Annotated in this window: 28 protein-coding genes; 9 read left to right on the top strand and 19 right to left on the bottom strand. The window is 47.7% G+C overall.

Annotated features, from left to right (window positions below; all coding sequences use genetic code 11):
- Nucleotides 1-222 precede the first annotated feature (222 nt).
- Nucleotides 223-915, bottom strand: coding sequence for a VOC family protein (locus tag KNQ13_RS12945; RefSeq protein ID WP_026829648.1), 693 nt, complete (start codon nucleotides 913-915; stop codon nucleotides 223-225).
- Between the two features lie 112 nt (nucleotides 916-1,027).
- Between KNQ13_RS12945 and KNQ13_RS12940 the strand changes: the two genes are divergently transcribed.
- On the top strand, nucleotides 1,028-1,900 hold the full coding sequence (locus KNQ13_RS12940; RefSeq protein ID WP_026829649.1) for an alpha/beta hydrolase: 873 nt from the start codon (nucleotides 1,028-1,030) through the stop codon (nucleotides 1,898-1,900).
- A 73-nt stretch (nucleotides 1,901-1,973) separates the two neighbouring features.
- Here KNQ13_RS12940 and KNQ13_RS12935 read toward each other — a convergent pair whose 3' ends face one another.
- Both KNQ13_RS12935 and KNQ13_RS12930 read right to left on the bottom strand, forming a co-directional pair.
- Nucleotides 1,974-2,480: a DNA topology modulation protein gene (locus KNQ13_RS12935; RefSeq protein ID WP_026829650.1), complete on the bottom strand. Its 507-nt coding sequence runs from the start codon at nucleotides 2,478-2,480 to the stop codon at nucleotides 1,974-1,976.
- Nucleotides 2,477-3,535, bottom strand: coding sequence for a DUF871 domain-containing protein (locus tag KNQ13_RS12930; protein WP_026829651.1), 1,059 nt, complete (start codon nucleotides 3,533-3,535; stop codon nucleotides 2,477-2,479). The genes KNQ13_RS12935 and KNQ13_RS12930 overlap by 4 nt, the downstream gene beginning before the upstream one ends.
- A 134-nt stretch (nucleotides 3,536-3,669) precedes the next feature.
- On the opposite strand from KNQ13_RS12930, the gene KNQ13_RS12925 reads away from it, so the two are divergent.
- The gene (locus KNQ13_RS12925; protein WP_026829652.1) at nucleotides 3,670-4,158 is read left to right on the top strand and encodes a DUF4825 domain-containing protein; all 489 of its coding nucleotides are present in this window, start codon (nucleotides 3,670-3,672) and stop codon (nucleotides 4,156-4,158) included.
- Nucleotides 4,159-4,246: 88 nt separating this feature from the next.
- On the opposite strand, the gene KNQ13_RS12920 is transcribed toward KNQ13_RS12925, so the two are convergent.
- From KNQ13_RS12920 to KNQ13_RS12910, 3 genes are all read right to left on the bottom strand, one after another.
- Nucleotides 4,247-5,620: a PTS transporter subunit EIIC gene (locus KNQ13_RS12920; RefSeq protein WP_026829653.1), complete on the bottom strand. Its 1,374-nt coding sequence runs from the start codon at nucleotides 5,618-5,620 to the stop codon at nucleotides 4,247-4,249.
- Between the two features lie 12 nt (nucleotides 5,621-5,632).
- Nucleotides 5,633-6,517 carry an N-acetylmuramic acid 6-phosphate etherase gene (murQ, locus tag KNQ13_RS12915; protein ID WP_209548430.1) on the bottom strand — a complete coding sequence of 295 codons (885 nt, stop codon included), beginning with the start codon at nucleotides 6,515-6,517 and terminating at the stop codon, nucleotides 5,633-5,635.
- 148 nt (nucleotides 6,518-6,665) lie between these two features.
- On the bottom strand, nucleotides 6,666-8,606 hold the full coding sequence (locus KNQ13_RS12910; protein WP_026829655.1) for a glycoside hydrolase family 3 protein: 1,941 nt from the start codon (nucleotides 8,604-8,606) through the stop codon (nucleotides 6,666-6,668).
- Nucleotides 8,607-8,925: 319 nt separating this feature from the next.
- On the opposite strand from KNQ13_RS12910, the gene KNQ13_RS12905 reads away from it, so the two are divergent.
- Together KNQ13_RS12905 and KNQ13_RS12900 are read left to right on the top strand one after the other, a co-directional pair.
- Complete coding sequence (locus KNQ13_RS12905) at nucleotides 8,926-9,588, top strand: type 1 glutamine amidotransferase domain-containing protein (RefSeq protein WP_026829656.1); 663 nt, start codon at nucleotides 8,926-8,928, stop codon at nucleotides 9,586-9,588.
- A 58-nt stretch (nucleotides 9,589-9,646) separates the two neighbouring features.
- Nucleotides 9,647-9,931, top strand: coding sequence for a putative quinol monooxygenase (locus tag KNQ13_RS12900; protein ID WP_026829657.1), 285 nt, complete (start codon nucleotides 9,647-9,649; stop codon nucleotides 9,929-9,931).
- 54 nt (nucleotides 9,932-9,985) lie between these two features.
- On the opposite strand, the gene KNQ13_RS12895 is transcribed toward KNQ13_RS12900, so the two are convergent.
- Nucleotides 9,986-10,849: a LysR family transcriptional regulator gene (locus KNQ13_RS12895; RefSeq protein ID WP_026829658.1), complete on the bottom strand. Its 864-nt coding sequence runs from the start codon at nucleotides 10,847-10,849 to the stop codon at nucleotides 9,986-9,988.
- A gap of 116 nt (nucleotides 10,850-10,965) precedes the next feature.
- On the opposite strand from KNQ13_RS12895, the gene KNQ13_RS12890 reads away from it, so the two are divergent.
- Nucleotides 10,966-11,475 carry a hypothetical protein gene (locus KNQ13_RS12890; protein WP_026829659.1) on the top strand — a complete coding sequence of 170 codons (510 nt, stop codon included), beginning with the start codon at nucleotides 10,966-10,968 and terminating at the stop codon, nucleotides 11,473-11,475.
- 56 nt (nucleotides 11,476-11,531) lie between these two features.
- Here the strand turns inward: KNQ13_RS12890 and KNQ13_RS12885 are convergent, their stop codons facing one another.
- Nucleotides 11,532-11,831 carry a hypothetical protein gene (locus KNQ13_RS12885; RefSeq protein ID WP_026829660.1) on the bottom strand — a complete coding sequence of 100 codons (300 nt, stop codon included), beginning with the start codon at nucleotides 11,829-11,831 and terminating at the stop codon, nucleotides 11,532-11,534.
- 394 nt (nucleotides 11,832-12,225) lie between these two features.
- Between KNQ13_RS12885 and KNQ13_RS12880 the strand changes: the two genes are divergently transcribed.
- A complete protein-coding gene (locus tag KNQ13_RS12880) occupies nucleotides 12,226-12,474 on the top strand; it encodes a hypothetical protein (RefSeq protein WP_026829661.1) in 249 nt (82 codons plus the stop codon).
- A gap of 15 nt (nucleotides 12,475-12,489) precedes the next feature.
- A complete protein-coding gene (locus KNQ13_RS12875; protein WP_026829662.1) occupies nucleotides 12,490-12,774 on the top strand; it encodes a hypothetical protein in 285 nt (94 codons plus the stop codon).
- Between the two features lie 180 nt (nucleotides 12,775-12,954).
- Here KNQ13_RS12875 and KNQ13_RS12870 read toward each other — a convergent pair whose 3' ends face one another.
- Nucleotides 12,955-13,284, bottom strand: coding sequence for a winged helix-turn-helix transcriptional regulator (locus KNQ13_RS12870; protein ID WP_026829663.1), 330 nt, complete (start codon nucleotides 13,282-13,284; stop codon nucleotides 12,955-12,957).
- A gap of 343 nt (nucleotides 13,285-13,627) precedes the next feature.
- On the opposite strand from KNQ13_RS12870, the gene KNQ13_RS12865 reads away from it, so the two are divergent.
- Nucleotides 13,628-14,830 carry an MFS transporter gene (locus KNQ13_RS12865; protein ID WP_209548431.1) on the top strand — a complete coding sequence of 401 codons (1,203 nt, stop codon included), beginning with the start codon at nucleotides 13,628-13,630 and terminating at the stop codon, nucleotides 14,828-14,830.
- 124 nt (nucleotides 14,831-14,954) lie between these two features.
- Here KNQ13_RS12865 and KNQ13_RS12860 read toward each other — a convergent pair whose 3' ends face one another.
- Entirely contained in the window at nucleotides 14,955-15,701 is a 747-nt protein-coding gene (locus KNQ13_RS12860) for a class I SAM-dependent methyltransferase (RefSeq protein WP_026829665.1), read from the bottom strand.
- A gap of 157 nt (nucleotides 15,702-15,858) precedes the next feature.
- Between KNQ13_RS12860 and KNQ13_RS12855 the strand changes: the two genes are divergently transcribed.
- Entirely contained in the window at nucleotides 15,859-16,764 is a 906-nt protein-coding gene (locus KNQ13_RS12855; RefSeq protein WP_026829666.1) for a TerC family protein, read from the top strand.
- A 138-nt stretch (nucleotides 16,765-16,902) separates the two neighbouring features.
- Here KNQ13_RS12855 and sstT read toward each other — a convergent pair whose 3' ends face one another.
- The 9 genes from sstT to KNQ13_RS12810 all read right to left on the bottom strand — a co-directional run bounded on the left by sstT (nucleotide 16,903) and on the right by KNQ13_RS12810 (nucleotide 22,803).
- Nucleotides 16,903-18,174: a serine/threonine transporter SstT gene (sstT, locus tag KNQ13_RS12850; RefSeq protein ID WP_026829667.1), complete on the bottom strand. Its 1,272-nt coding sequence runs from the start codon at nucleotides 18,172-18,174 to the stop codon at nucleotides 16,903-16,905.
- Nucleotides 18,175-18,597: 423 nt separating this feature from the next.
- Nucleotides 18,598-19,449, bottom strand: coding sequence for a hypothetical protein (locus KNQ13_RS12845; RefSeq protein WP_026829669.1), 852 nt, complete (start codon nucleotides 19,447-19,449; stop codon nucleotides 18,598-18,600).
- A 126-nt stretch (nucleotides 19,450-19,575) separates the two neighbouring features.
- A complete protein-coding gene (locus KNQ13_RS12840) occupies nucleotides 19,576-19,809 on the bottom strand; it encodes a hypothetical protein (protein ID WP_236624172.1) in 234 nt (77 codons plus the stop codon).
- A 274-nt stretch (nucleotides 19,810-20,083) separates the two neighbouring features.
- On the bottom strand, nucleotides 20,084-20,278 hold the full coding sequence (locus KNQ13_RS12835; RefSeq protein ID WP_026829670.1) for a hypothetical protein: 195 nt from the start codon (nucleotides 20,276-20,278) through the stop codon (nucleotides 20,084-20,086).
- A 19-nt stretch (nucleotides 20,279-20,297) separates the two neighbouring features.
- Nucleotides 20,298-20,681, bottom strand: coding sequence for a hypothetical protein (locus KNQ13_RS12830; protein ID WP_014970234.1), 384 nt, complete (start codon nucleotides 20,679-20,681; stop codon nucleotides 20,298-20,300).
- Between the two features lie 18 nt (nucleotides 20,682-20,699).
- Nucleotides 20,700-21,008 (bottom strand): hypothetical protein, encoded by a 309-nt coding sequence (locus KNQ13_RS12825; protein ID WP_026829671.1) that lies wholly within the window; start codon nucleotides 21,006-21,008, stop codon nucleotides 20,700-20,702.
- Between the two features lie 128 nt (nucleotides 21,009-21,136).
- Nucleotides 21,137-21,820: a hypothetical protein gene (locus KNQ13_RS12820; protein WP_026829672.1), complete on the bottom strand. Its 684-nt coding sequence runs from the start codon at nucleotides 21,818-21,820 to the stop codon at nucleotides 21,137-21,139.
- Nucleotides 21,810-22,436, bottom strand: coding sequence for a hypothetical protein (locus KNQ13_RS12815; RefSeq protein ID WP_026829673.1), 627 nt, complete (start codon nucleotides 22,434-22,436; stop codon nucleotides 21,810-21,812). Before KNQ13_RS12815 ends, KNQ13_RS12820 begins: the two co-directional genes overlap by 11 nt.
- Nucleotides 22,437-22,545: 109 nt before the next feature.
- Entirely contained in the window at nucleotides 22,546-22,803 is a 258-nt protein-coding gene (locus KNQ13_RS12810) for a hypothetical protein (RefSeq protein ID WP_026829674.1), read from the bottom strand.
- Between the last annotated feature and the right edge of the window lie 199 nt (nucleotides 22,804-23,002).

Raw genomic sequence — 23,002 nt, 5'->3', positions numbered from 1 at the left:
CAAGATCAAGAGAGTTAATATTGTAAGAAAACGATTGTGTTTAATCGGGAGTATACGTGTCAACGTTCACTAACATTGCGTAAGAACCACAAACCTATTGCAAAATACAGTTAACCTCTACATTCTTTAATTTCGCCATAACTTAGTCCTCCATTTTTATGTTCAGTATCATATTTTCTTGAAACTCACTTCTGTTTTATAGTGAAAATATAAAAGTACCTTTTAAGTATTTTTTTCTCTCTCATAATGTAAGACACCTTCCGCATCGATCCGGACATGCAGCTTGCCGTCGAGTTCGAGAACGAGTGGACTTGTGACCGCCGGTTTCGGTGAGAACAACCATGTTCGGTCTTCTCGCCCAAGCAACAGGTGGGTCCCATCTTCCGGTGCCCCGAGGAAATTCAGGAAGTCGACGTTAATCGGTTGATGGTAGCGGTGAAAGACACCAATTTCCGCAAATGATGCGCCGACACCTGCAACATCCGGCGTCGTCACGTTCATTTCTCCGATATCAAGAATGTGATGTACACTGAAGCTGTCAAGCGACTTATTCGGATTGACGTCATGCCGGGCAATCAATTCGACGACGTTCTCATCCGGATCGTAAAAGTAAACGGAATGGGCATTGATGTTTTCAAAAAAGATTTCGTCCGCTCCGTCCTCGATTAATAACGGCACTTTCTGTTGCAACCAGTCCTTGGCCAGTTGAAACGCATTTCCCGGAACGTTAAACGCAAAATGGTATTGTTTCGGTTGCTGTGTCGTATCTTGTTCAAATCGAAGCTGACTTGTCCCGATTTGTACCGTAAAAGATGTTACGGTTTCTTCAACAAGTCTGAAGCCAAGCGTCGTCGTATAAAAGTGTTGTATCGGTTTTAATCGATCCGTCCAAAGTGTCGCGGCTGTAATTTTCATTCCACATTCCCTCCGTCTGTCTTTTAAATTCACTCGCTTCAGTATACAACAATTTATGTATAATATTGGTTAAAAAGTAAGTGCATACCTATTCGAGAATGGAGGAAAACAGATGAAACGTTACAATATCGCATGCGCCGGAATTTCAACACACATTACAGAATGGGGCGACCCGGATCACCCGGTGATTTTTTGTCTGCATGGTCTCGGTGGAACGAGCCTCAGCTTCATTGAACTCGCCGATGCGCTGAAAAACGACTACCGGATTATCTCGATCGATGCCCCGGGTCACGGGAAGACCGAACCGTTTCCGGATGAACGGGATTATCAGTTTGCCCGGTTTTCCGATTGGCTGAATCGACTGTTTGAACAGTTATACATCGAAGACTTTTATTTCCTCTCGCACTCTTGGGGCAGTTTCATCGCACTTTATTATCAAAAAGAACAGCCGGAGCGGGTCCGCGGATCGATTTTGATTGACGGCGGTTATCAAAGTAAACGGTTGCGGGGCACACCACTCGAGCAGGAATCTGCATTTTACGATACGGATTTTGAGGAGTCCGTCTCGACGTGGGAGGAATTTCGGGACGTTGCCGTGTACGGACCAAAGATGCGCCGGTCGCCGCTGCTTGACTTAGCCGGAAAGGATTTTGTCCGGATGCAGGAGGGGCGCTACTACTGGCATGCCCGGGCAAAGACGGTGCGAGCGATTCTGGCCGCGATGTATCAGGACGAAATCCTCGATTTTCTCGACGACGTTCCGGGAGAAAACCTGGTGTTACTCCGTGCAACGTTACCCGTCTCGGATGAACCGTTCCGCAAACAAGCAATTGCCCTGTGGCAGGAAAAAACCGGTGGTACTGTGATCTCCGCTCCGGCGACTTCCCACATCACGCACTGGGACGATCCGGCTTTTGTACTGCAAGTGATTCAGGAACACTGGACCAGAACGCTTGCCGTTGACGAACAACCAACTCAACTCTGAAAAAATTGAACGATAAATAAACGACTCCCAGTTGCCCGGGAGTCGTTTGCTTTGTCTACTTTTTTCACACTGCTCAGGCAACACTTTCGATAAACCGCTGAACCTCTTGCGGAGACTTTAAAACGACAATTGTCTTCGTTGATGCGACTTGAACGAGTCTTGACTGAATGTCGGGTCGCTGAACGTTTGGATAGTTCCAAATCCACTTCAAAAAAGCAACATCGATTTTCTCCGGACACCCGGCTGCCATATCCGGTCGGGCCTGATGCCGGTACCGAATCGACCGTTTGAGAATCCGGTAGACACAGGTCGTTCGCGGTAAATCAAGAAAGATGATCGTATCCGCGGCGTTCAACCGAAGATCCATCGTCCCGCCGTAGTTTCCGTCGATGATCCAGTCGTCTCGGCTGACCAATTCCTTTTGAATTCGTTGTTGTTCTTCGCGTGGAACTGCCTGCCAGTCCGCCCGCCACAATAAGCTGTCGAGATGGTGGACGCGAATGCCTAGCCGTTGACCGAGTTGTCTCGCAAGCGTCGACTTACCTGATCCGCCGGAACCAATTAGCATAATCTTTTTCATTCCGTTTCCACCCACTCCAACCGGAACCGTCCGCCGGGTCCAATCTGGTGCAGCAACGCTCGGTCCGCCTCGATTATACGTCCGATGACATTGACGCGTTCATCCGCCGCAAGATTCCGTTTCGTAACCTGCAATTCTCCGGCATATCGTCCGTAACGCAGGTTATCAATTGTCACGGATCCGATGGGACGGTCTGATAAAGTCGCGGGTTCCAGTAGTCCGTTGCCCGGCCGGCCGTAAGCGCGTGACTCGATCGAACGGACGACATCACGGGCCGGATCCATCCGATTTGTATGTACGCTCTTCAACAGTGGATCATCGCCTTGTCCCGTTGCCCGGAGGACAATCACACCCTCTTGATACGCAGCAAACTGCCGTATCGAGTTCTCCGACAAGCTCGGATCCCCGATCAGAATCCGGTCGATGGATGCTTCCAGCTCCAAATAACAGGTAAAAGGCGCTTGTCTCCGATGGTCTTCGAGCGTCGGTAATGTGGCATGGAGCGGACCACGCAGTTGCCCGTCTCCCGGAATGAAGGCTTGGACACGTATGCCTTGTCCGTGAAGCCACGCATTTTTGTCGTTGAACCAGTTCCGATCAAGCCCTGTTTCCGGACGCGGATAATAGTTATGCCACGCCTCGACGTTCTCAAGGATTAGTCCTTCTGCCTTCATCGCATTGAGTTCTTCCGCTGTCACGGTACTGGCGTTTAAGGCAACCATCAGTTGTCTCGACAAATCGGCGACCTGTTTCGGTGTCACACCATAATCAACCCGCAGTCCGGTCACCCCCCATTCGGTTAAGGTATCGGCATCCTCCCACGTCTTGCCGAGCGCGGCAAGGGAAGTCGGGGCGATATCCGCGACGAGTTCCATCTCAAACTGTCGTGCCAATCCCCCTAAAGCCCGCAACCGTTCCGTATACAACGACGGATCGTCTTCCGGAATATGTAACGAGGTAAAGATCGAGGTAAAACCGATTGCCCGCATCTGTCGGATGCTGTCTTTCGCCTCATCTGTCAGTGGTTCACTCAAATAAACGGCAAGTCCTTTCATCTGTTTCACTCCTTCTTGTCAGCGTAGTGCTCAAAGACCGTCAATTGTTACTAAAGTTCCAATATAAGAATTTTTTAGGAGATACTTCATGAATTATGATACCATTAGTACGAGATACATAAAGGAGAGATTGTATGAAACGAATTTTGATTCCGTTCCTGTCGATTGCCTGTCTGGTATTGATCTGGAATGGCTACAGTCAACATGCCGATTCAAAGACGGATCTGTTCCACTATAAACATTCCTATGTCGGCGACAACAGCGCCGTCGCGAATATCGTCAAAGAATTGGCACACCATCAAGAGTTGCATCAGATTGCCCTTGAAACGAAACAAACACCGTATGGCATCCATTTGACTTACAAGGACATCGAGACGGAACAAGTCGAACAGGAGATCAAAGAGACGGTCCTGTTCAACGCAACCTACCTGTTTGTTCTCGTCGATAACGTGGACCGGATTACGTTTACCTTCCCGGATTATACCTTCACCGTGACCCGTGATAAACTGAACGGCTGGTACAACACGCAACTCAGCACAATCGAACAGGAACAAGCAGTCACAAAATTGATTCAGCGTCATTTAAAGTCTGAAACCAAGATCAACCAGTTTTTCGCTGACTGATCCTGAACATGATTTGAGTCAAAAAAGATGGAACATCACCTCAACGTGATGTTCCATCTTTTTGTTGTGTGCTGTTCTTCTACTGGCGTTAAATCCCGTCCGCCATTTCCTCTTTAAACCCAAACCAGAATGTAAATAAGAATCCAAAGACGTACGAGATGACAAGACCGCCGATATACGTCAGGTACATTCCGTTATCGATCAACGGTGTCAACGACAGACCGGACACACCGACCCCAAGCGCCGCCGTTTTCATCGTCGCTTGGAAGGCACCGCCGACTGCGGCTCCCATACAAGCCGTCAGGAATGGACGACCAAGCGGTAACGTAACCCCGTACAGCAACGGTTCACCGATGCCGAGGAACCCAACCGGAATCGCCCCCTTGATAATGTTGCGCAACCGTTGATTCCGTGTCTTGACGAAAATCGCCATCGCTGCTCCGACTTGCCCGGCTCCCGCCATCGCAAGAATCGGCAACAGTGCCGTATTCCCGACGGTGTTGAGCAGTTCCAGATGAATCGGTGTCAATCCGTGATGGAGACCGACCATGACGAGCGGCAGGAAGAATCCGGCCAGTACGGCACCCGCAAGTGGACCACCGACTTCGAGAATCACGTTGATCGCTTTCATGATCCCGTCAGACAGGACACCGGCGACCGGCATGATCGCATAGAGTGCCGTAAAGCCGACAATCAACACGGTGAAGAGTGGCGTAAAGATGATATCAATCGAGACCGGCATGAACCGGCGGATATGTTTTTCGAGATACGTCATCAACCAGGCGGCAAAGATGACCCCAAACAAACCACCCCGACCGACGACAAGCGGTTCACCGTAAATAATTATATCGACGAGTAACGGATTAAATAAAATCCCCCCGGCAATCGCCCCGAGGACCGGCGTGCCGCCGAATTCCTTCGCTGTATTCCACCCGACGAGAATCGCTAAGTAGGCAAAGACGGTACTGCCGATCAGTAACAGAATCTGCATCCACGTTTCTGTCGCATCGACCCCGGCATTTTTCGCAAAGTTCGCCGCTCCGTTGATGATTCCCGATGCGACGAGTCCCGGAATGAGCGGGATGAAGATATTTCCTAAGCGCCGTAAAAAGCGTTTGAACGGCGACTTTTGTTTGTCCTTCACTTTTTGCCGTTCAATCGCGGCCCGTTCTTCAAACGTCAGGTTCTCATCGACCGACTCTTCACCAATCGCAAGACCGGTTTCGCGGCTCAAGTAGTCGGCGACCCGGTTGACCGTTCCCGGTCCGACGACGATTTGCAGCGTCTCGTCATCGATGACACCCATGACACCGTCAATTTGTTTGAGGGCCTGGATGTCCGCTTTCGTCGGATCTTTCAGCGCCAACCGGATACGTGTCATACAGTGGGCCAGTTGCCGGAGGTTGTCTTTTCCGCCGACATGTTCAAGGATGGCGGATGCCAACACTTCTTCCTTCTTCATGTTTGTCCCCCCTTAAAGCGCGTCGCGGACGAATCCGTGCGCACGTTGTAATCGTTCGACCGCCTCAGTATACGAAACGTCCGCTAAAATCATGACGATTGCCGTCTTGACGTGACCATTCGCCGATGTGAAATAACGCGCGGCTGTCTCAAGATCAACCCCTGTCGCTTCCACGATCATCCGTTTGGCCCGGATTTCGAGTTTTTCATTCGTCGATTGGACATCGACCATCAAGTTTTGATAGACCTTCCCGACACCAATCATCGCTGCCGTCGAAATCATGTTCAACACGAGTTTTTGTGCCGTACCGGCCTTCAGGCGTGTCGAGCCGGTCAAGACTTCCGGTCCGGTTTCGACTTCAATCCGGAAGTCCGCGTGTTCACTGATTGCCGCCTGTTTGTTGCAGGACAGGGCAGCCGTCGTCGCACCGACTTCACGTGCATAGTCCAGACCGCCGATCACGTAAGGGGTCCGGCCGCTCGCCGCGATGCCGATGACGGTATCGTTCGCTGTCAGCTGAAGTGCCTGTAAATCTTCGACCGCAAGCGTCTTGCTGTCTTCCGCCCCTTCGACGGCTTTGATGAGTGCCCGTTCGCCCCCGGCAATCAGGCCGACGACCATATCCGGTGAGACGCCAAACGTCGGCACACATTCGGCTGCATCCAGCACACCGAGTCGACCGCTCGTTCCGGCTCCGATATAAATCAATCGTCCGCCCGCTTGAAACGATTGAATGACCCGATCGATGACTTGTTTGATGACCGGGATTTCCTGCTGAATGACCGCAGCAACCGTTTGATCCTCCGCATTCATGACCATCAAGATGTCCTCGACCGACATGTCGTCGAGACGCATCGTCTTTTCATTCCGGCGTTCTGTCGCTAATTTTTCTAACATGACCTTCATCCTCTCTGACAACTCCTTCTACTTCCTATATAAAAAATATAATAACAATTAAATTTAATAATAAATGAAATTTTATTGCAAAAAGAGTCAATAGGGAAAGCCCAATCGGATTGATTGAGCTTACCTATTCCCATCGTCCTTACCGGTTCCAGTTCTTGAACCCGTCTCCAAACTCGAGGTGAAGTGTGTTCCGGAACGTGCCGTCTTTGAACTTCGATACATCAACCGGCAGTTTCCCTTGTGGTTTCACTTCACCAAAGATGGCGCGGATTCCTGCCGGTAAATTTGGTCCGGCTGATTTCGTGTTCCCGGCTTCCGAGTCCGGACCGTTCGGATCCCCCTTGAAGCCGTAGACAAGCAGCTGCGCTTTCGCGTCCGGTTGCACGGCGACATCATACGGATTCCGGAGACTGAGCAGGACGGACGGTGTGTTAGTCCGTTTCGCCTGACGGAACACTTCCGCCGGTACATAATGATCCGCCGACGTCGCTTTCAGCTTGTCACTGTTGTTGACGTTTGAGCCGACGATGATGTAGTCCGCAGCTGCCAGCTTTTCTTGCAGATTCGGATTTTGCTCCAGATGTGGCGTCGACGTCGTATAATTTTCCGTCAATATGTTCACGTGTTTCAGGTTCCCGGCATTTTTCTCAAGCGACCGGATTGTCTTGACCATACTGTCCGTCTGATCTTTTGCCGGCGACAAGACAAGGATTGTCTCCCCTTTTTTGGGTTTGAACGGCAATGTTTTCTTGTCATTTTTGACGAGCGTGACCGCCGCTTCCGTCATTTTTCGTTCGAGCGCCTTATGTTCCGGACTGCCGACGACCGTTTTTGCTTGCGCCAGTTTTTCATCGAGCGTGACCGGTGTGTCCGTTTCATTCCAAATGCCGCGTGTTGCTTTTAACGTCAAAATCCGCGAGACAGACTGATCGATATCCGCTTCCAACAGTTCACCGCTTTCGACAGCTTCAATCACGTCGTCAAAAATCGTCTCGAGTTTCGTCACGTCTTGTGTCGACCGGAGAATCGTCGGCATCAAGGCGATATCGACGCCGGCTTTAAACGTCTTGATGACCGCTTCCGACTCCGTGAAGTTGTCAGCAATCGCCTGCATGTTCAAGGCATCGGTGATGACAAGTCCCTGATACCCGAGCTCTTCCCGCAAGACGCCGGTGATGACGTCATCCGATAACGTCGCCGGTAACGGGAACGTGCCTTGTGTCGATTCGACGACCTCATCTTCGATTTGCGGCATCCCGATATGTCCCGTCATGACCATATCGATTCCTTCAGCAATCGCCCGTTTAAAGGGAATCAGTTCCAGCCGTTTCAGTTCGGCCAGTGATTTATCGACGACCGGCAAACCGTAATGCGAATCCACTTCCGTATCCCCGTGTCCCGGGAAGTGTTTTGCCGTCGCAGCGACACCCTGCTCCTGAATGCCTTGCGTCATCGCTGAACCGAGTTTCCCGACCAGCTGCGGATCACTTGAAAACGACCGGACCCCGATGACCGGATTCCCCGGATTGTTGTTGACGTCTAGGACCGGACCAAAGTTGACGTTGATTCCGAGAGCGTTCAATTCGGACCCGATGATGCCGCCTGCCGCTTCCGCATAGGATGCACTCCGGGTCGCGCCAAGTGCCATGTTGCCCGGTAAATTCGTTCCCGTTCCGAGTCGTGTCACGATCCCGCCTTCCTGGTCAATCGTCACGAACAACGGGATATCGTTGCTTGTATCCTGCTTGACGACCTCCTGCAAGTCATGGACCAGTTTCGTCGTCTGCTCCGTCTCGCTGACGTTTTCCGCAAACAGGATGACGCCCCCTAAATCAAACCGGTCGATGACCCGTCCGACTTCCGGTGCCAGTTGCGTATGATTGACCCCGTCCCATAACCGGAAATCCGGCATGATCATTTGACCGATTTTTTGTTCAAGCGTCATCTGTTCCAGTTGTGCGTCGACCCGTTGCGTAACGGATGGTGTCGTTTCCGCCGCGACCGGTTGTGTTGGCAGCGACGTGGCGAGTAGCGCCGTCGTCAATCCGAGTGTTGCTGTCCAGTTGAGTTTCTGTCCCATATGCTCAGCTCCCCTTTTGTTTTGACCCCTGGCTTGAACTTTTAAATCCTTCTGACCATCCACTATGTTTACCGTCATGCCGTTGATGCCTTCCCCTGCGTTCACCGTTAGTATAACAATCTCCTTAAATAGAAACAATGTTTTATTTGAAAGCGTAATCAATATGAAATAAAATTTCTTACCGGGCGATTCAGACGAAGATTTTTAACTATAAATTTATTTATGGATAACCTCATTTTTATTAATTTGTTTTTACATCAACTCCGCGTTATTCTAATCACGTAGCGAATTACTGAACACATCCAAGGAGGAAATGAACATGAGTAAACACGTCTTAATGGTTGTTACAAATGCAAGCGAAATGAAAGAAGGACACGCAACAGGCATTTGGTTATCCGAGTTCGGCGAAGCCTATGTCGCGTTCCAAAAAGAAGGCTATACGATTACGGTCGCCAGTCCAAACGGTGGACTTTCGCCAATCGACGCCCGCAGCCTCGAAGACGAAGTACCGGCAGACATTCAAGCCACGGCCCCACTGCTCGAAAACACACTCGATTTGAAATCAATCAGCGACTTCAGTCCGTTTGATGCGATCTTCATGCCGGGTGGTCACGGTACGATGTTCGACTTGCCACACAGCGATGCCTTGAACCACGCACTGCGGACGTTGTTCGAAGCGGGTAAAACCGTTGCTGCCGTCTGCCACGGACCAGCTGGACTCGTCAGTGCGACACTGACAGACGGAACACCACTCGTCGCCGGTAAAACGATCGCAACATTCACGGATGAAGAAGAACGTGCGACAGGACTCGACATCTACATGCCGTTCCTGCTTGAGACACGTCTGCGTGAACTTGGTGCGAACATCATCGTCGCCGACAACTTTACAGAAAACGTCCAAGTCGACGGAAATCTTGTAACAGGTCAAAATCCACAATCTACGGTTGCTGTTGCAAATGCCGTCATCAAAACGCTTAACTAATCTACAAGAGACCCGTCTATATTTAGGCGGGTCTCGCTTATGAAAGGAGATAAAATCGATGATTATTCTCATCGCTCAGATTCAGATCAAGCCGGGTCAAAGTGACGCTTTTCTTAATGCCGTTAAAGCAGTTATCGCTCCGTCCCGCGCAGAAGCCGGTTGCCTGCAGTATACCTTCCATCGTGAAGCCGATTCATCAGACCACTTCGTCTTTTACGAGCAGTGGCAGGATCAGACCGCCTTTGATGCGCATATCGCTTCTGATCATTATCAAACGTACCGGACACAGACCGCAGAGTTGGTTCTTGACCGGAAACTGACTTTCTTAGACGAAATCATCTAATTTAGATAAGAACTTAATACCTTTTCTAAAAAAAGTAGGATCCGCAATTGGATCCTACTTTTTGTGTTGCAAGGCAGCTAAAATATCGAGCATCAACGGATCATGCCGCGACTCCGTCCGGTACGCCATGTAGATATGGTTCGTCGCAAAACGTTCCGGTGCAATGACTTGAATCGTATCGTCTTTGAGCGCTTGGCGAATCAAATAATCCGGTAGCACACTGACACCATGCGAAGAAGCAACGGCTTTTAAAATGGCATCGACATTCGGCAACACCATCTCGGGCCTGACGTCCGGTCGTTCACCGAACTGTGTCTGGTAATACCGCCGGATGATCGGCAGTTCGAGCCCATAACTGATCCACGGCTGACGATCCATCCAGCCCTTCAAGTCATCGTCCGGTTGCTCCCAGGCGTGAGGGGCGACGAGGAAAAATGCTTCGTCAGCAATCGGGACAAACTGAATGCCTGGTTCTTCGACACGTTTCGTCGAGATGACAAAGTCGAGTTCACCTGCTGCGAGCCGCTTCAGTAATTGGTCGGTCAGTCCGAAATCGCCGATGTACTGGGCGAGATCAAGCGGTAGGACCGGAATCACTTCGTGGGTAATGAATTCGGTCGGACCACCAAACTTCAACAACGGTCGCACCTGTTCACCTGCGACATATTTCATTTCGAGCGACAGTTCTTCCAAGCGGTCAATCAAACCGACGACTTGCGTATACAGCTCCTTGCCGGCATCCGTCGGAACCATTTGCCGCGGAGCGCGAATAAACAACGAGCTTTGCAATTCCGCCTCGAGTGCCGCGATATGCTGGCTGACGGCGGGTTGCGTCAAAAACCGGATCCGTGCGGCCGCTGAGACCGAACGTTGTTGGTACACATGGATGAAGCTCCGGTACCATTCAAAATCAATCATTGTCTTCGCTCCTTTTCCTGCGATACTTTAAGTATAGGGAGACGTCAGGCATTAGACAAATAATATTTCAAGCAAGCATCCATAATAATATTTATAGTTAGAAAGGATTGATCCAGATGAAAAAATTCAGAGGCAAACACCGATATTTCCGGAATCTGCAAAAGGAACAACAACTCAGCGCCTATCCGCTCGATTTCAGTCCCGACAGCTGGTTCAATTTTTGGCACGTCCATCTTGATTTTGACGGACGCGGAAACGGTCACCTTAAAATGCGAAAAGCACATGTCCAGGCACTGTTCCATCTGATGGATGAGTTAAACGCTGCCCTTCAAACGTGGGGGCAGCCGTATCAGCTCTGGATCGAACTGTCCCGGCTGGATGCAGGATTGGACGCCGTTTTTATCCATACAAACAATCCGAACGACGATAATTTTCCGTTTACCTATCCAACTTTAACGGAACCGACCGAAAGATTGCCGGACTATTTGCAAACCGTCGAGGGTTTGGAGCAATATCAAATCCGGTTGTCCGAACGAATCATATATGATGCGTTCGACGACGAACCGGAAGAAATCACGGATCACATTCTCGTCATCGAACGACGAGGGAGTCGTTACCCTCTTTAACCACTTATATACGGACGGTCCTATGAAAGAAACCGTCCGTCGACAGCGACTGACCTTTAAATTCTTTTGAAAATCATTTTGGAGCAGGCAAGGAACACGATCAGAAGTACGCCGCCGAATACGAGATTGATCAGCCAAGGCAACGTTCCCATAAAGACTTCTCTTGCCGCACCGTTGAACCAGTAAGCTAGAGCCGTGAACAAAACCACACTCATCAGCAGGATAAACGAAAAGCCACTGTCCTGCTTCTGCGTTTTCTTGGCAATCCCGTAACCGATGAGAAAAACAACCATTGCCCCAATTGCAAAATAAATGTAAAACCATGCATCGACCGAAAACATTAACGAACTATTCAAATCGACTACCCCCTATTAAGAAATGAATTTCCTTAATAAGGAATACGCCATCCCCCCCTAATTCCTTTCGACTGATCATACAAACCGATCGCCTGCATCATTCGGTCCTGCATCTCGATGCGATCCAAGACGCCGAGTCCCCCGCTGTTTCGACATGGTTGATCCAGTGCACGACTCCCTTTTTAATATGGTCGGCTTTCGGTTCCCTATTCAGCCGCTTCTTCACGCGGTATGACCGCCTTTTCCGATTCACGATGTCCACCTTACTGGTTTACTCGGCTACAACGATATTTTAATTAAACGGACGGATGCCTATCTGACAGGAGCATTCGTCCGTTTTTTGTTATGATGAATATAGGAATAACAGGATAAAAGGAGTGGTTCGAGCATGCCGATCCGTTGGAAAGAAGAAACCATCGTATTTGAGACCTTTCGTGAGGCAGACGTCTGGGCGGATGCACTCGCAAACGAAATCTACGGTCGTACGATTAACGGTTACTGTACACCAGACTATAAGATTGCCTGTGCCCTGACCTTTTATTTGGCGCATGTGCCGGAATTCCGGGTTCAAACGGCAGAAATACCATTCGAAGATCTCACCTATTATCAAGTATGGGTAGAAATTGTTGAACTCCATGCGTAAGGAAAGGAGAATATCATGAGCGATCCCGTTGAACGGTTACCGTTCTACTTAAAACGCTTTCCGTTTTTTGTGATTTCCTATATTGTTGCTCCTTTGGCCTCCTTGTTGCTGTTGATTCACTGGAAATCGCTCCGTCCTCAAACGCGGGACGCACGGCTGATTGTCTCCTCCTTGTTCCTGTTGTTGTTCCTCGTCGATTTTTTCCCGAGAGGATGGTATCAAAATGCGATGCTTGCCTTTACGCTTACTGTCGGATTGTTTGTCACTTTCATCGGACTACACGGAAAAGAGACACGCTAGACGGGTAATACATCACGCTTAAGTCGTGGCTTACCCACGGACCAGCATTCTGTTTACGATGCCATCAAACACTTTTTTTATCCGGGAATCCGCTTCCTTCTTGAAGTAATGCCTACACAAAAAACGACCGTCTGGAAGACAGACGATCGTTTTTTGTGCGTATCGTTTGATTTGTTCCGCTTAAGAAGATACGACTTCCTCGCCGGTCAAGTCGATATGTCCTTCGCCCCAGGCGCACATCGCGTCTAAGATTGGGCGCAACGACCAACCGTATTCGGATAAGGAATAGATGACTTTCGGCGGCACCTGCTCGTAAACGGTCCGGATGATGACACCGTCCTGTTCAAGCTCGCGCAGTTGTTGCGTCAACATTTTTTGCGTGATGTTCGGCATCAGCTTCTTCAACTCACTCGTCCGGCGTTCGCCTTTGATGAGATGACACATGATGACGACTTTCCATTTGCCTCCGATGACTTGCAGGGTCGCTTCGACCGGAATATTGTAGGCCATGCTGATTCGTCCTTTCGATTCTTGAAGTACAGCGGGACAGGTACTTTTTAGTGCCTATCGCACTTGAAAGTGCGTACTTCTCAAGAAAATTTGATGGGTTTATGATAACAACTGTCAACGGAAAGTACAAGCCGCATTCGTCCATTGCTTTAGTTGAAGGGGGTAAGGTACTTTTTAGTGCCTATAGCACTTAAAAGTACGTACTTCCGTAAATGGATTTCCCGCTCTATGATGGGATCACGCAGAAACGTTTTCTCATCATTCAATGCGAACCGGGCCCGGTCGTTTGGGAACACTTCCGTCATTTACTTTCATCATCCATCTCACTTTAGGAGGAATCATCATGAATCAATTAAACCCGCGTGCCGAACAGGAGCAGGTCCCGCAAAACGGTCGCCTCGCCCTGCTCGCACTTGCTATTAGCGCCTTCGGAATCGGAACAACGGAATTTGTCCCGGTCGGCTTACTCGCTGCCATCGCCGGCGACTTAAACATCGGCATCACCCTGGCCGGTCTGATCATCTCCGGTTATGCTATCGGTGTCGCTGTCGGGGCTCCGATTTTGACTGCTTTGACGAACCGGATGAACCGGAAAACGTTGCTCATGGCGTTGATGGTCGTCTTTATCGCCGGTAATCTCGTCTCTGCCGTCGCTCAGAGTTTTGAACTGTTGATCGTCGCCCGATTTATCACCGCCTTCTCACATGGTGTCTTCTTCTCGATCGGTTCAACGATCGCCGTTCAGCTCGTACCGGCGGATAAAAAAGCCAGTGCCATCGCTTTGATGTTCACCGGACTGACAGTCGCAACCGTCACGGGTGTCCCGCTCGGCACGTTCATCGGTCAAGCATTCGGTTGGCGCGCGACGTTCTTCGCTGTTGCTGCATTAGGTCTTGTCTCAATTATCGCCAGTTTCTTCTTGATTCCAAAAGACTTGAAACAATCTCCACCGGCGAAGTTTTCCGATATGTTTAAACTGTTGACGAACGGCCGCCTGATGCTCGGTTTCCTGATCACGGCACTGGGTTACGGCGGAACATTCGTCGCCTTCACCTACTTGACGCCGATCATGCAGGACGTCACAAAAATCAGTCCGAGCCTAATCAGCATCATTCTGCTCGTGTACGGCATTGCCGTCGCGATCGGCAATGCCGTCGGCGGAAAACTCGCCAACGGTAACCCGATCAAAGCGTTGTTTTATATGTTCATTCTCCACGCCATCGTCATGATTGCCTTGTCGTTCATGATTCCGTTTAAAGTTGCCGGGATCATCGGGATTATCTTGATGGGGCTGCTCGCCTTCATGAATGTCCTGGGACTCCAACTTTATATCGTCCAGTTGGCGGAAAAATATGTCCCGGCTGCCGTTGATGTCGCGTCCGCGTTAAACATCTCCGCCTTTAACATCGGGATCGCACTTGGTGCAACAATCGGCGGACTCGTCGCCGACACAATCGGACTTGTGCATACACCGTGGGTCGGTGGCATTATGGTCATTTTGGCCGTCATTTTGACTGCGGTCTCCCGTCGTCTTGAACGCCTATGACATGACGTCTGATGTACACGGAGTTGTCGAACGACCGGCAGCCATCATCGCCTGACACCAATCGGTGAGAGTTTGCAGCCCATCTTTAAAAACAAACCCGGCCTCCGCTTACGGATGCTGGGTTTTATCTCGTTGCGACAATCGTGAATTCCCACGGGATGTTTTCACCGTTCCACCCCCGATGTTCGTCCAGTTGCGCGAGCCTGAAGCCGCTGCTGATGACGGTGTTCACGATCTCACTCATCGTATAGTGCCGCAACATCACTTTTGGAAAATCCGCTTGTTCAGCCGGATCAAAATGGGATTGGTACGCAATGTTCTCTTCATATGTATCCTGATCAAAATAACGCGGGATGTAGTGTAACTCCTGATTAATACAATGTTTGATCGGATGATAGTCACTCAAAATCAATTTCCCGCCCGGTTTGAGCAAGGCAAACAAAATCGCCGTGAACGCCTCAAGGTCATGAAAATAATGCAATATCCCGCCTTCAAGATACAGAACATCGAACTGGTGCTGATAGGCATGCAAATCGATATCATAAATATCGCCGACGACATACTCGATCTCTGTCTCGGCGCATGCGGCAAGCTCGAGTGCATACCGGCGATTGGCTTCCGAGATGTCGAAGACCGTGACGTCCGCACCCAGCAGTGCGAGCGGAACCGCCTTGCGACCGTTTGATCCACACACATTGGCAATCCGTTTGCCGGTCACTTCCTGAAAATAGTCCTGATGTTTCTTAAGACTTGCTTTCGGGTTAGCCATAATTTCTTTTGCCTTGTCAGACGGTGCCCCGTCACGTTGATTCCAAAATTCATAGGCCCGGTATTCCCAAGCGGTTTTGTTGATCGCACTCTGTTGTTTCATCTGATCAACTCCTTCTCCTGTTATGTTGAATTATAAAGTGAAAACGTGATAAATGTGTTATGTCTAAAAAAACAGCACACTTAACGCTTTACTTTGAGTTCTTATGAACTTATAATCAAAATATAAACAGAACACCACTTAAAAGGAGGAAGCGCTGTTGACACTATTGATTGTATTTTTAGCCATCGTCTTCATCATGCTCGCACTGGACCTTGGCGTATTTCACAGGAAAGCCCATGAGGTCTCGCTTCGAGAAGCTTGGACCTGGACGTTCGTCTGGATCGGACTTGCCGTCGCCTTTGGCGGTTGGTTATTCTATGCGCAAGGCAGCGACGCTGCAATTGAATACACGAGCGTTTATTTCATCGAAAAGGCACTTGCGATTGATAACGTCTTCGTCTTCTCACTCGTCTTTGCTTACTTTGCGATTCCGTTGAAGTACCAGCACAAAGTCTTGTTCTGGGGAATCCTCGGTGCTATCTTCTTCCGCGTCATCTTCATCGTCGCAGGGGTTTCGCTTCTTGAGAACTTCGCTTGGGTCTACTACATCTTCGGTGCTTTCCTCGTCTACACCGGTTACATGATGTTCAAGAACATCGGGCAGGAAACGTCGCTTGAAGAGAACAAAACAGTCCGTTGGTTGGAAAAACGATTGCCGATCACACAAGACATCTCGTCTGGTAAGTTTACGCAGCGGATTAACGGTAAGTTGTTCTTCACACCGTTACTGATCGCACTGATCTTCATCGAGATTTCGGATATCGTCTTCGCCGTCGACTCGGTCGCTGCAAGCTTCGCGTACTCACGTGATCCGTTTATCATCTTCTATGCGAACATCATGGCCATCCTCGGACTCCGTAGTCTCTACTTCGTCCTTGCGAACCTGATTGATCGCTTCTACTACCTGAAACACGGTCTGAGCTTCATGCTCGTCTTCATCGGGGCGAAGATGATTCTCGGTGATGTCTACAAAATGCCAATCTGGATGTCGCTCGGAACGATTGTCCTAGTCATCCTGATCAGTGTCTTCTACAGCTTCTATAAGACGAAGCCCGGGAAGTAAATTCGTATAACAGTAAACAGGGAGCGGATCATTTGATCCACTCCCTGTTTTTGACGAAGCCAATTACCACGAAAAAAAGGTGAAAGTACATCCGGTCATCATGGATGTCTTTCACCTTTTTTTTATGACATAAACAGATCAGCTGTTGACGACTTGTTCCACCGGTTCTTCAGCCATGATTGGCCGATTGATTGACAGTTGTTCGCCGTCTTTTAACCGTTTTTTAAATTCAGCAGTCGCTGTAAACAGAACATCGGTCGAAGAGTTGAGTCCTGTTTCAAATGAATCTTGTAATACACTGATGATGAATCCGACAGCGATGACTTGCATCGCGATCTCATTCGGAATACCAAACAGGCTACACGCAAGCGGAATCAACAGGAGTGATCCGCCCGCAACACCGGAAGCACCACAGGCACAGACAGCAGCCAGGACGCTTAAGATGATGGCCGTCGGAAGATCGACCGGGATGTTAAGCGTGTTCACCGCAGCAAGGGTCAAGACCGAAATCGTTACGGCTGCGCCCGCCATGTTAACTGTCGCCCCAAGCGGAATCGAGATTGCGTATGTCTCTTTATCGAGACCAAGCTTTTTACACAATTCCATGTTGACAGGAATGTTAGCAGCCGAGCTTCGCGTGAAGAATGCCGTAATTCCACTCTCGCGGAGGCATTTGAATACAAGCGGATAAGGATTTTGACGGACGTTGATGAAAACAATCAGTGGATTGACGATCAGCGCAACAAAAAGCATCGTACCAATCAAAAGAACAAGTAATTTACCATAGTTGAGAAGTGATCCGAGACCATTTTTTGTAATCGACTCAATCACAATCCCCATAATTCCGAGCGGAGCGAGTTTAATGATCCAACCGACCATTTTTGCGATTGCATCCGAGAAATTAGAAACGAAGGTTTTCGTCGAATCCGAAGCATTTTTCAGTGCTAATCCCAACACGATGGCCCACGTTAAAATACCAATGTAATTGCCTTGGACTAACGCATTGACCGGATTGTCCACCATATTCAGGACAAGTGTCCGGATGACTTCAATCGCATTACCCGGAGCAGCTAATTTCTCCGTACTCTCGGTCAGCGCGATGTTGACAGGGAAAAGGAAACTGAATGCGACAGCAACGGCTCCCGCTAAGAACGTACCGAGGAGATACAAGAAGACAATCGACTTCATGTTCGTCTGTTGTCCCTTTTTATGCTGCACAATAGCTGCCATAACTAGGAAAAATACTAAAATAGGCGCAACTGCCTTCAGCGCGGAAACAAACAGTGTTCCAAAGATGGTTAAGGATTGTGCTGCTTCAGGAATTGATACAGCTAAGATAATACCAATAATCAAACCGACTGCAATTTGTTTCACTAAACTGATTTGGTTCCACATCTTCAACAATTTCATACGTTCCCCTCCAGGCTCAAAACGAATAAGTTATTTAGAATTTGAAAAACGACGATTTCTCTCTCTCTCTCTTCTATCCAAAAAAAGACGGATAGTCTGTTCGTTCATTTTTCTAAAAATTCTATCAGTTTGTTGTTCTCTATTTTTACATAAAACTCATGAAATAAAAACTAGTTTTTTGCAAGAAATATGATTTGTTTATGATGACTCTTTAATAGAACAGGTATGCAATCGCTTGCATAATTAAGAGATTGAGGTGCTTCCTTTTCTTCTGATTTTCGTTTATTTGCTTGAAAAATAACGAAAATGGACTGACCAATTTGAAAAAATGAACCTTCATTTTTCGCGACAATCGTTTCCATTAAAATAAATAAAAAAAGCATCTAAAAAGGATGCTTTTTGTCGTAAAATCATGCTGTTTTTTTACTTTTTCGTCATGTATACTTCAATGATTTTTGTGTATAACGCGTCCAACCGCGCATTCTCTTGTACCATGATCGTTTCTTTTGTGTTCGTGAATAGTTGATTCGCTTCTTCAAATTTTCCGGCGTAAATCAGCAGCTTGATTGCGCCGCGTTTGTCTCCGACGATTTCCGATGATTCTTCCCGCGCATCAAGCAGCCGATCATTGACTTGATCCATAATTTCGGCTTTTGCATCCGCACTGAAGTTATTCGCATTCAGATAGTTTCTCAAACGATCGGCGTAGTCCTTATAGCTAAGCACTGTTAAGGCTTCTGTAATGGATCCGTACTGGTTTTCAAATGACTTGATTTGGTTCTTTTCGTAGTCAACGATCACTTTATACAAGGCCTGTCCTTCTTTGGTCAACACTTTTGATGTCGTCGTCAAACGGGCTGTCTCTTTTTTCAAAGCAGCAATTCGTTTGTCCGCCACCTTTTTTTCTTTCTGCGTGTTTACTTCTTTAATCAATTTTTTGAGGGCTGTCGCTTCTTTTTGTGCCTTCTTGCGATCAGTCATATATTGTTTTGATTTTTTGTTATTAGCATCCACTTTGGCGCGGTAAACAGAATCCGTGATGTAGTCCGGTACTTTGATTCCGCCTAGATTTCCCAGATGGAATAATGTGCTGTCATACGACGCCACGACTTTGGTTTGTTTGGCCCGGTACTTTTTATAGTCAAATTTTTTCTTAGCGACTTGGGTCGTTTTGGTTGCCGCATCCGCTACATTGTTGTTTACTCCGACTCCCGTCAATACAAGAGCCGTTACAAGCGTACTCGCCACCGCTTTACGAACCGTTACCTTTTTCATACGTTCACGTCCTTTTTTTATGTGGGTTGTGTTTCAGTCAGTTTCTGCATAAGAAAATAAGTAAATATATTCCATGCATTCAGTTTAGCATTTTTGGTGCGCATTGTTGAATAGAATTCATACGGGTTACCACTTTATTTTATCTTCCGGAATGACGAGATAAATTCCTAAAACAATCAGAATTCCGAACAGGACATAATCAGTTGTCGGTAAACCACCTCCCCAAGCAAGATCTCCGTCTTTCGTGACTATGATCGATCCCACTTCAGCAATTGTGTCCGTCATTTTATTGAGTTGAATGATCAGCATGCTGAACAAAACCGTCTGCACGATAATCAAAACACCGATCCATTTTTTCATGTCCATCTCCTCCTGCTCAAGGTTATAATACTGTTGCGATTTCCGGATAACTGTGTTGTACGGCGAAGTCGAGTGCCGTTTTCCCTTTACACTTTGATGATTTCGATCTGCTCCGTATTTTAATTTTGTCTTTGCTTTTCAACTGTTATCGAATTGAGCGCCGTCATCATATGTACTGGTAGAGCACTTTGGAATTACAACATGCCTTACCAAAGGATCTCTTCATGTGCTTCCTGTTCCTTTAATTTAATGTATAGAAAAAGAAGAAAACGACTTAAACCGTTTCCTTCCTCTTGGTACGTCGAATCAAGAAACGTTCCAAATACAATAACGAAAACACAACTGCCAACTTGATGAAAAAACTGAGTACCATCATTAATGGCTTTTTGTCATATGTCAGGTACATCGAAATATAGTACGAGACCGTGACAAGAATCATGAAGTACAAAAAATAGCGGACATAACGCATGACGCTCCTCCTTATGTTTTCACATTCTATAGAGCGCAAGACCAGTAATCGTCCGCTTGAACTTCGGATGATCTACAATCCGATCCGTAAAGTTTTGAATCCAGTAGTCTGCAACCATCGTTGTCTCTTGTCGTTGAATGACTTGCAAAATAGTTAAAAACTGCGGGGCATATTCGAGTTCCATCGCTTCGACGATCGTCAATCCTTTTAGGAAAAACCGACTCGCTTCTTGCTCTTCGCCGAGTTCGAGATACAACATACCGATATGGAGCAGCATACTCGATTTTGCTCTCGGTTCTTCAAGACGAACGACGTGTTTCACTAACAAAGCAATCGCTCGTCGTCTCATATCGAGAATCGACAGTTGTGTAGCGGCGTGGGTGACCCAGGTGTAACGATTCATGCTTAACTCCTTTACCTGTTAAAAGCTAGTTTGTTTTTTTCGTTTAATCATCAAGAGAACAACCAGGAGGAGAACCTCAAGAATCAGGAAGATACCTCCAAAGAAATAGACGACCAGAACCTGACTGACGCCGTCGATTGCCACTGCAAAAAACCAAATCAAGGAAATGGCGAGTGTATAGGTAAAGTTGACTACCGTTCCTCGTAACAGACTTGCTTTTAAGTTCCTCGTGTTGCGAGCTTGACTGATAATGACGATGATTGCTCCCATTGCCCAGATGACTAAAAAAAGCTCAAAAATAAAATCATCATTCCATTGTACGCTCATTACATGACTCTCCTTCTCGCATCGACTGACTCCGTTCATGAGTCATGCAGATTAACATGATACCTATATTTTACAGGATCGTTAAGCTCATACGTCTTCCGAAAGTTGAGCGAATGAGATTTTAAGTTTCACTCCTCCCAATCAGTATATTCTTTTATCTTTCGTCTGCTGACACGTTCACCTTGTCCGATGTGGTCTGTTTCTTTCAGGTGGTATTGGACGAAAAGTAACACCAACATCACCCCAGACAAAACCGAGACAGTGGCATAGTACGGTTGCACTTCCCGTTCCAGTTCAAAAGCAGATAACACCTGTAAGAGCGTCAAAACACCAAGCATTCCGTGAAAATACCGTCGGAAAAGTGATGGCAGACCGGCTTGCCCAAACGTCTCGTACCAGACGAACAATCCTAAGCCAAACGCCAATCCATTTAAGATCGTAGAAGGAATGAGAAAAAGAACAATCCCAAGTGCAAGAAACAGCCACGCATAACGAATTGCCGGCTTAAAAAAGGCCGGATCAAGCGGTAGTTCTTCCGGTTCATCGATGACATGCGTTGCCCGCTCTTCCTCTGTCAGCGGTCGAAAGCCGAGTGCTTCTTTTTCTTCCGTTAACTGACACATTCGCTTTTTCAGGCCGACATAAAATGGAAATCGTTCTGTGGTGACCTCTCCTTCGTTCGTTTGACCATTTGTTTGCTCCTGGACGGAGATCTGATAAAGCGTCTGTCCCACCTGGTAACAGACCCAGTAATCGACGGTTTGGCTAATCTCTCGTTTTAATTGAATGAGTGGTGCCTGTTTATCCTTCATGCTGCGTAATCTCCTTCGTCGTCAGGTCCTTCAGTTGTTGAGTCGCGTACAGCAAGAGGATAAATCCTGCGATAAGGCAGACGGTTCCGTTGGCAGAAAGATTAAATGGTTTTAAATATTCTTTTGATGAACCGGCTAATATAAAAAAGAATATGCCTCCCGACCAACGATAAAAGCGGGCACGGGCTGTTTTCCCTTCGATGTAAATCGGATAAAAGAAAGGAAAGAACACAAGCGGAACATATCCCGGGATTGGTAACAGTCCGGTCAATGTCGATAATCCGCACAGCATGAGCAATAGAGCACTCAGGAGGCGCAGTTTGATGTTGCGCCGATCTGCGCGGTAGTCCATCGCCTCAGATTGAGAAAAAGGTGCTTTCAAATACCCATCCTCCATCTTTTGAAGCATCCATTCTTTTTTCTGACGATAGGCGGCAAACGTATTTTTAAAAAGCATACGGACAGTCGCCGTCTCTTCGTTAATTTCAATCATATCGTCACTATCCGGGGCCGGTTCTTTCCGGGCAACGCCTTCCCTGACGAATAACGTGCGTCCTTCTTGGTGATAGACGACATGATAGACTTCATCGTCGATTTGTTTTAACAATTGAATCATGCTGGTAGCTCCCTTTATTCTGCTCTATATGAATTAATACCATTGATCGGCTTCAGACGTTCAGCCGTATCTGATGAATGATTCCAGCCTCCTGTTTCTTCTCTTTTCCTTACCAAACTGCATTGACACCATACAGTAAAAGCACTCCTCCTGCTAAGCAGAAAAAACCGTATTGTCTGACGGATAATGAACTAAAGAGGATGACACCAATTGATAAGAAGACACTGAGCACAAACGAATCGACATGATTGACCCCGTCTCCATGTCCAGATAGCGGCGTTTTGTTTGCATGCTTACATCGGATGAAGTACGTTCCTAACATCAGCAAAAAGAGTCCGGCAGCAAGACTGATGAATGGTAAGATCACGATCGGTTCCTCCAAGATATGTATTCATTTTCATTAGATAGCAAGTTAATTTTGATAAAGATATTATACTACTAATAAATACGATATTTTCCTTTATTAAGTTTCATTAGGGCTCATCACCATAAGGTGTGGTTGACACATAAAATCCATCGGATTTTAAATCGAACATAGAAAAAAAGCGAAAACCCCGGTATCGTAA

The sequence above is a fragment of the Exiguobacterium sp. s128 genome (assembly GCF_018618815.1).
GTDB lineage: Bacteria > Bacillota > Bacilli > Exiguobacteriales > Exiguobacteriaceae > Exiguobacterium_A > Exiguobacterium_A antarcticum.
The sequence above is the reverse complement of the archived record's forward strand: the minus strand, read 5'-3'. Positions and strand labels throughout refer to the sequence as shown.

What these genes read in the sequence shown, in the direction of transcription:
- KNQ13_RS12935 (WP_026829650.1), bottom strand. Translation starts at nt 2,480, where the DNA reads ATGAAAAAGATTATGCTAATTGGTTCCGGCGGATCAGGTAAGTCGACG.
- KNQ13_RS12830 (WP_014970234.1), bottom strand. Translation starts at nt 20,681, where the DNA reads ATGAATCGTTACACCTGGGTCACCCACGCCGCTACACAACTGTCGATT.
- KNQ13_RS12930 (WP_026829651.1), bottom strand. Translation starts at nt 3,535, where the DNA reads ATGAAAGGACTTGCCGTTTATTTGAGTGAACCACTGACAGATGAGGCG.
- KNQ13_RS12920 (WP_026829653.1), bottom strand. Translation starts at nt 5,620, where the DNA reads ATGAAGAAGGAAGAAGTGTTGGCATCCGCCATCCTTGAACATGTCGGC.
- murQ (WP_209548430.1), bottom strand. Translation starts at nt 6,517, where the DNA reads ATGTTAGAAAAATTAGCGACAGAACGCCGGAATGAAAAGACGATGCGT.
- KNQ13_RS12825 (WP_026829671.1), bottom strand. Translation starts at nt 21,008, where the DNA reads ATGAGCGTACAATGGAATGATGATTTTATTTTTGAGCTTTTTTTAGTC.
- KNQ13_RS12900 (WP_026829657.1), top strand. Translation starts at nt 9,647, where the DNA reads ATGATTATTCTCATCGCTCAGATTCAGATCAAGCCGGGTCAAAGTGAC.
- KNQ13_RS12910 (WP_026829655.1), bottom strand. Translation starts at nt 8,606, where the DNA reads ATGGGACAGAAACTCAACTGGACAGCAACACTCGGATTGACGACGGCG.
- KNQ13_RS12820 (WP_026829672.1), bottom strand. Translation starts at nt 21,820, where the DNA reads ATGAAGGATAAACAGGCACCACTCATTCAATTAAAACGAGAGATTAGC.
- KNQ13_RS12840 (WP_236624172.1), bottom strand. Translation starts at nt 19,809, where the DNA reads ATGAAAAAATGGATCGGTGTTTTGATTATCGTGCAGACGGTTTTGTTC.
- KNQ13_RS12860 (WP_026829665.1), bottom strand. Translation starts at nt 15,701, where the DNA reads ATGAAACAACAGAGTGCGATCAACAAAACCGCTTGGGAATACCGGGCC.
- KNQ13_RS12895 (WP_026829658.1), bottom strand. Translation starts at nt 10,849, where the DNA reads ATGATTGATTTTGAATGGTACCGGAGCTTCATCCATGTGTACCAACAA.
- KNQ13_RS12870 (WP_026829663.1), bottom strand. Translation starts at nt 13,284, where the DNA reads ATGGCCTACAATATTCCGGTCGAAGCGACCCTGCAAGTCATCGGAGGC.
- KNQ13_RS12925 (WP_026829652.1), top strand. Translation starts at nt 3,670, where the DNA reads ATGAAACGAATTTTGATTCCGTTCCTGTCGATTGCCTGTCTGGTATTG.
- KNQ13_RS12940 (WP_026829649.1), top strand. Translation starts at nt 1,028, where the DNA reads ATGAAACGTTACAATATCGCATGCGCCGGAATTTCAACACACATTACA.
- sstT (WP_026829667.1), bottom strand. Translation starts at nt 18,174, where the DNA reads ATGAAATTGTTGAAGATGTGGAACCAAATCAGTTTAGTGAAACAAATT.
- KNQ13_RS12835 (WP_026829670.1), bottom strand. Translation starts at nt 20,278, where the DNA reads ATGCGTTATGTCCGCTATTTTTTGTACTTCATGATTCTTGTCACGGTC.
- KNQ13_RS12945 (WP_026829648.1), bottom strand. Translation starts at nt 915, where the DNA reads ATGAAAATTACAGCCGCGACACTTTGGACGGATCGATTAAAACCGATA.
- KNQ13_RS12890 (WP_026829659.1), top strand. Translation starts at nt 10,966, where the DNA reads ATGAAAAAATTCAGAGGCAAACACCGATATTTCCGGAATCTGCAAAAG.
- KNQ13_RS12845 (WP_026829669.1), bottom strand. Translation starts at nt 19,449, where the DNA reads ATGAAAAAGGTAACGGTTCGTAAAGCGGTGGCGAGTACGCTTGTAACG.
- KNQ13_RS12865 (WP_209548431.1), top strand. Translation starts at nt 13,628, where the DNA reads ATGAATCAATTAAACCCGCGTGCCGAACAGGAGCAGGTCCCGCAAAAC.
- KNQ13_RS12815 (WP_026829673.1), bottom strand. Translation starts at nt 22,436, where the DNA reads ATGATTCAATTGTTAAAACAAATCGACGATGAAGTCTATCATGTCGTC.
- KNQ13_RS12875 (WP_026829662.1), top strand. Translation starts at nt 12,490, where the DNA reads ATGAGCGATCCCGTTGAACGGTTACCGTTCTACTTAAAACGCTTTCCG.
- KNQ13_RS12905 (WP_026829656.1), top strand. Translation starts at nt 8,926, where the DNA reads ATGAGTAAACACGTCTTAATGGTTGTTACAAATGCAAGCGAAATGAAA.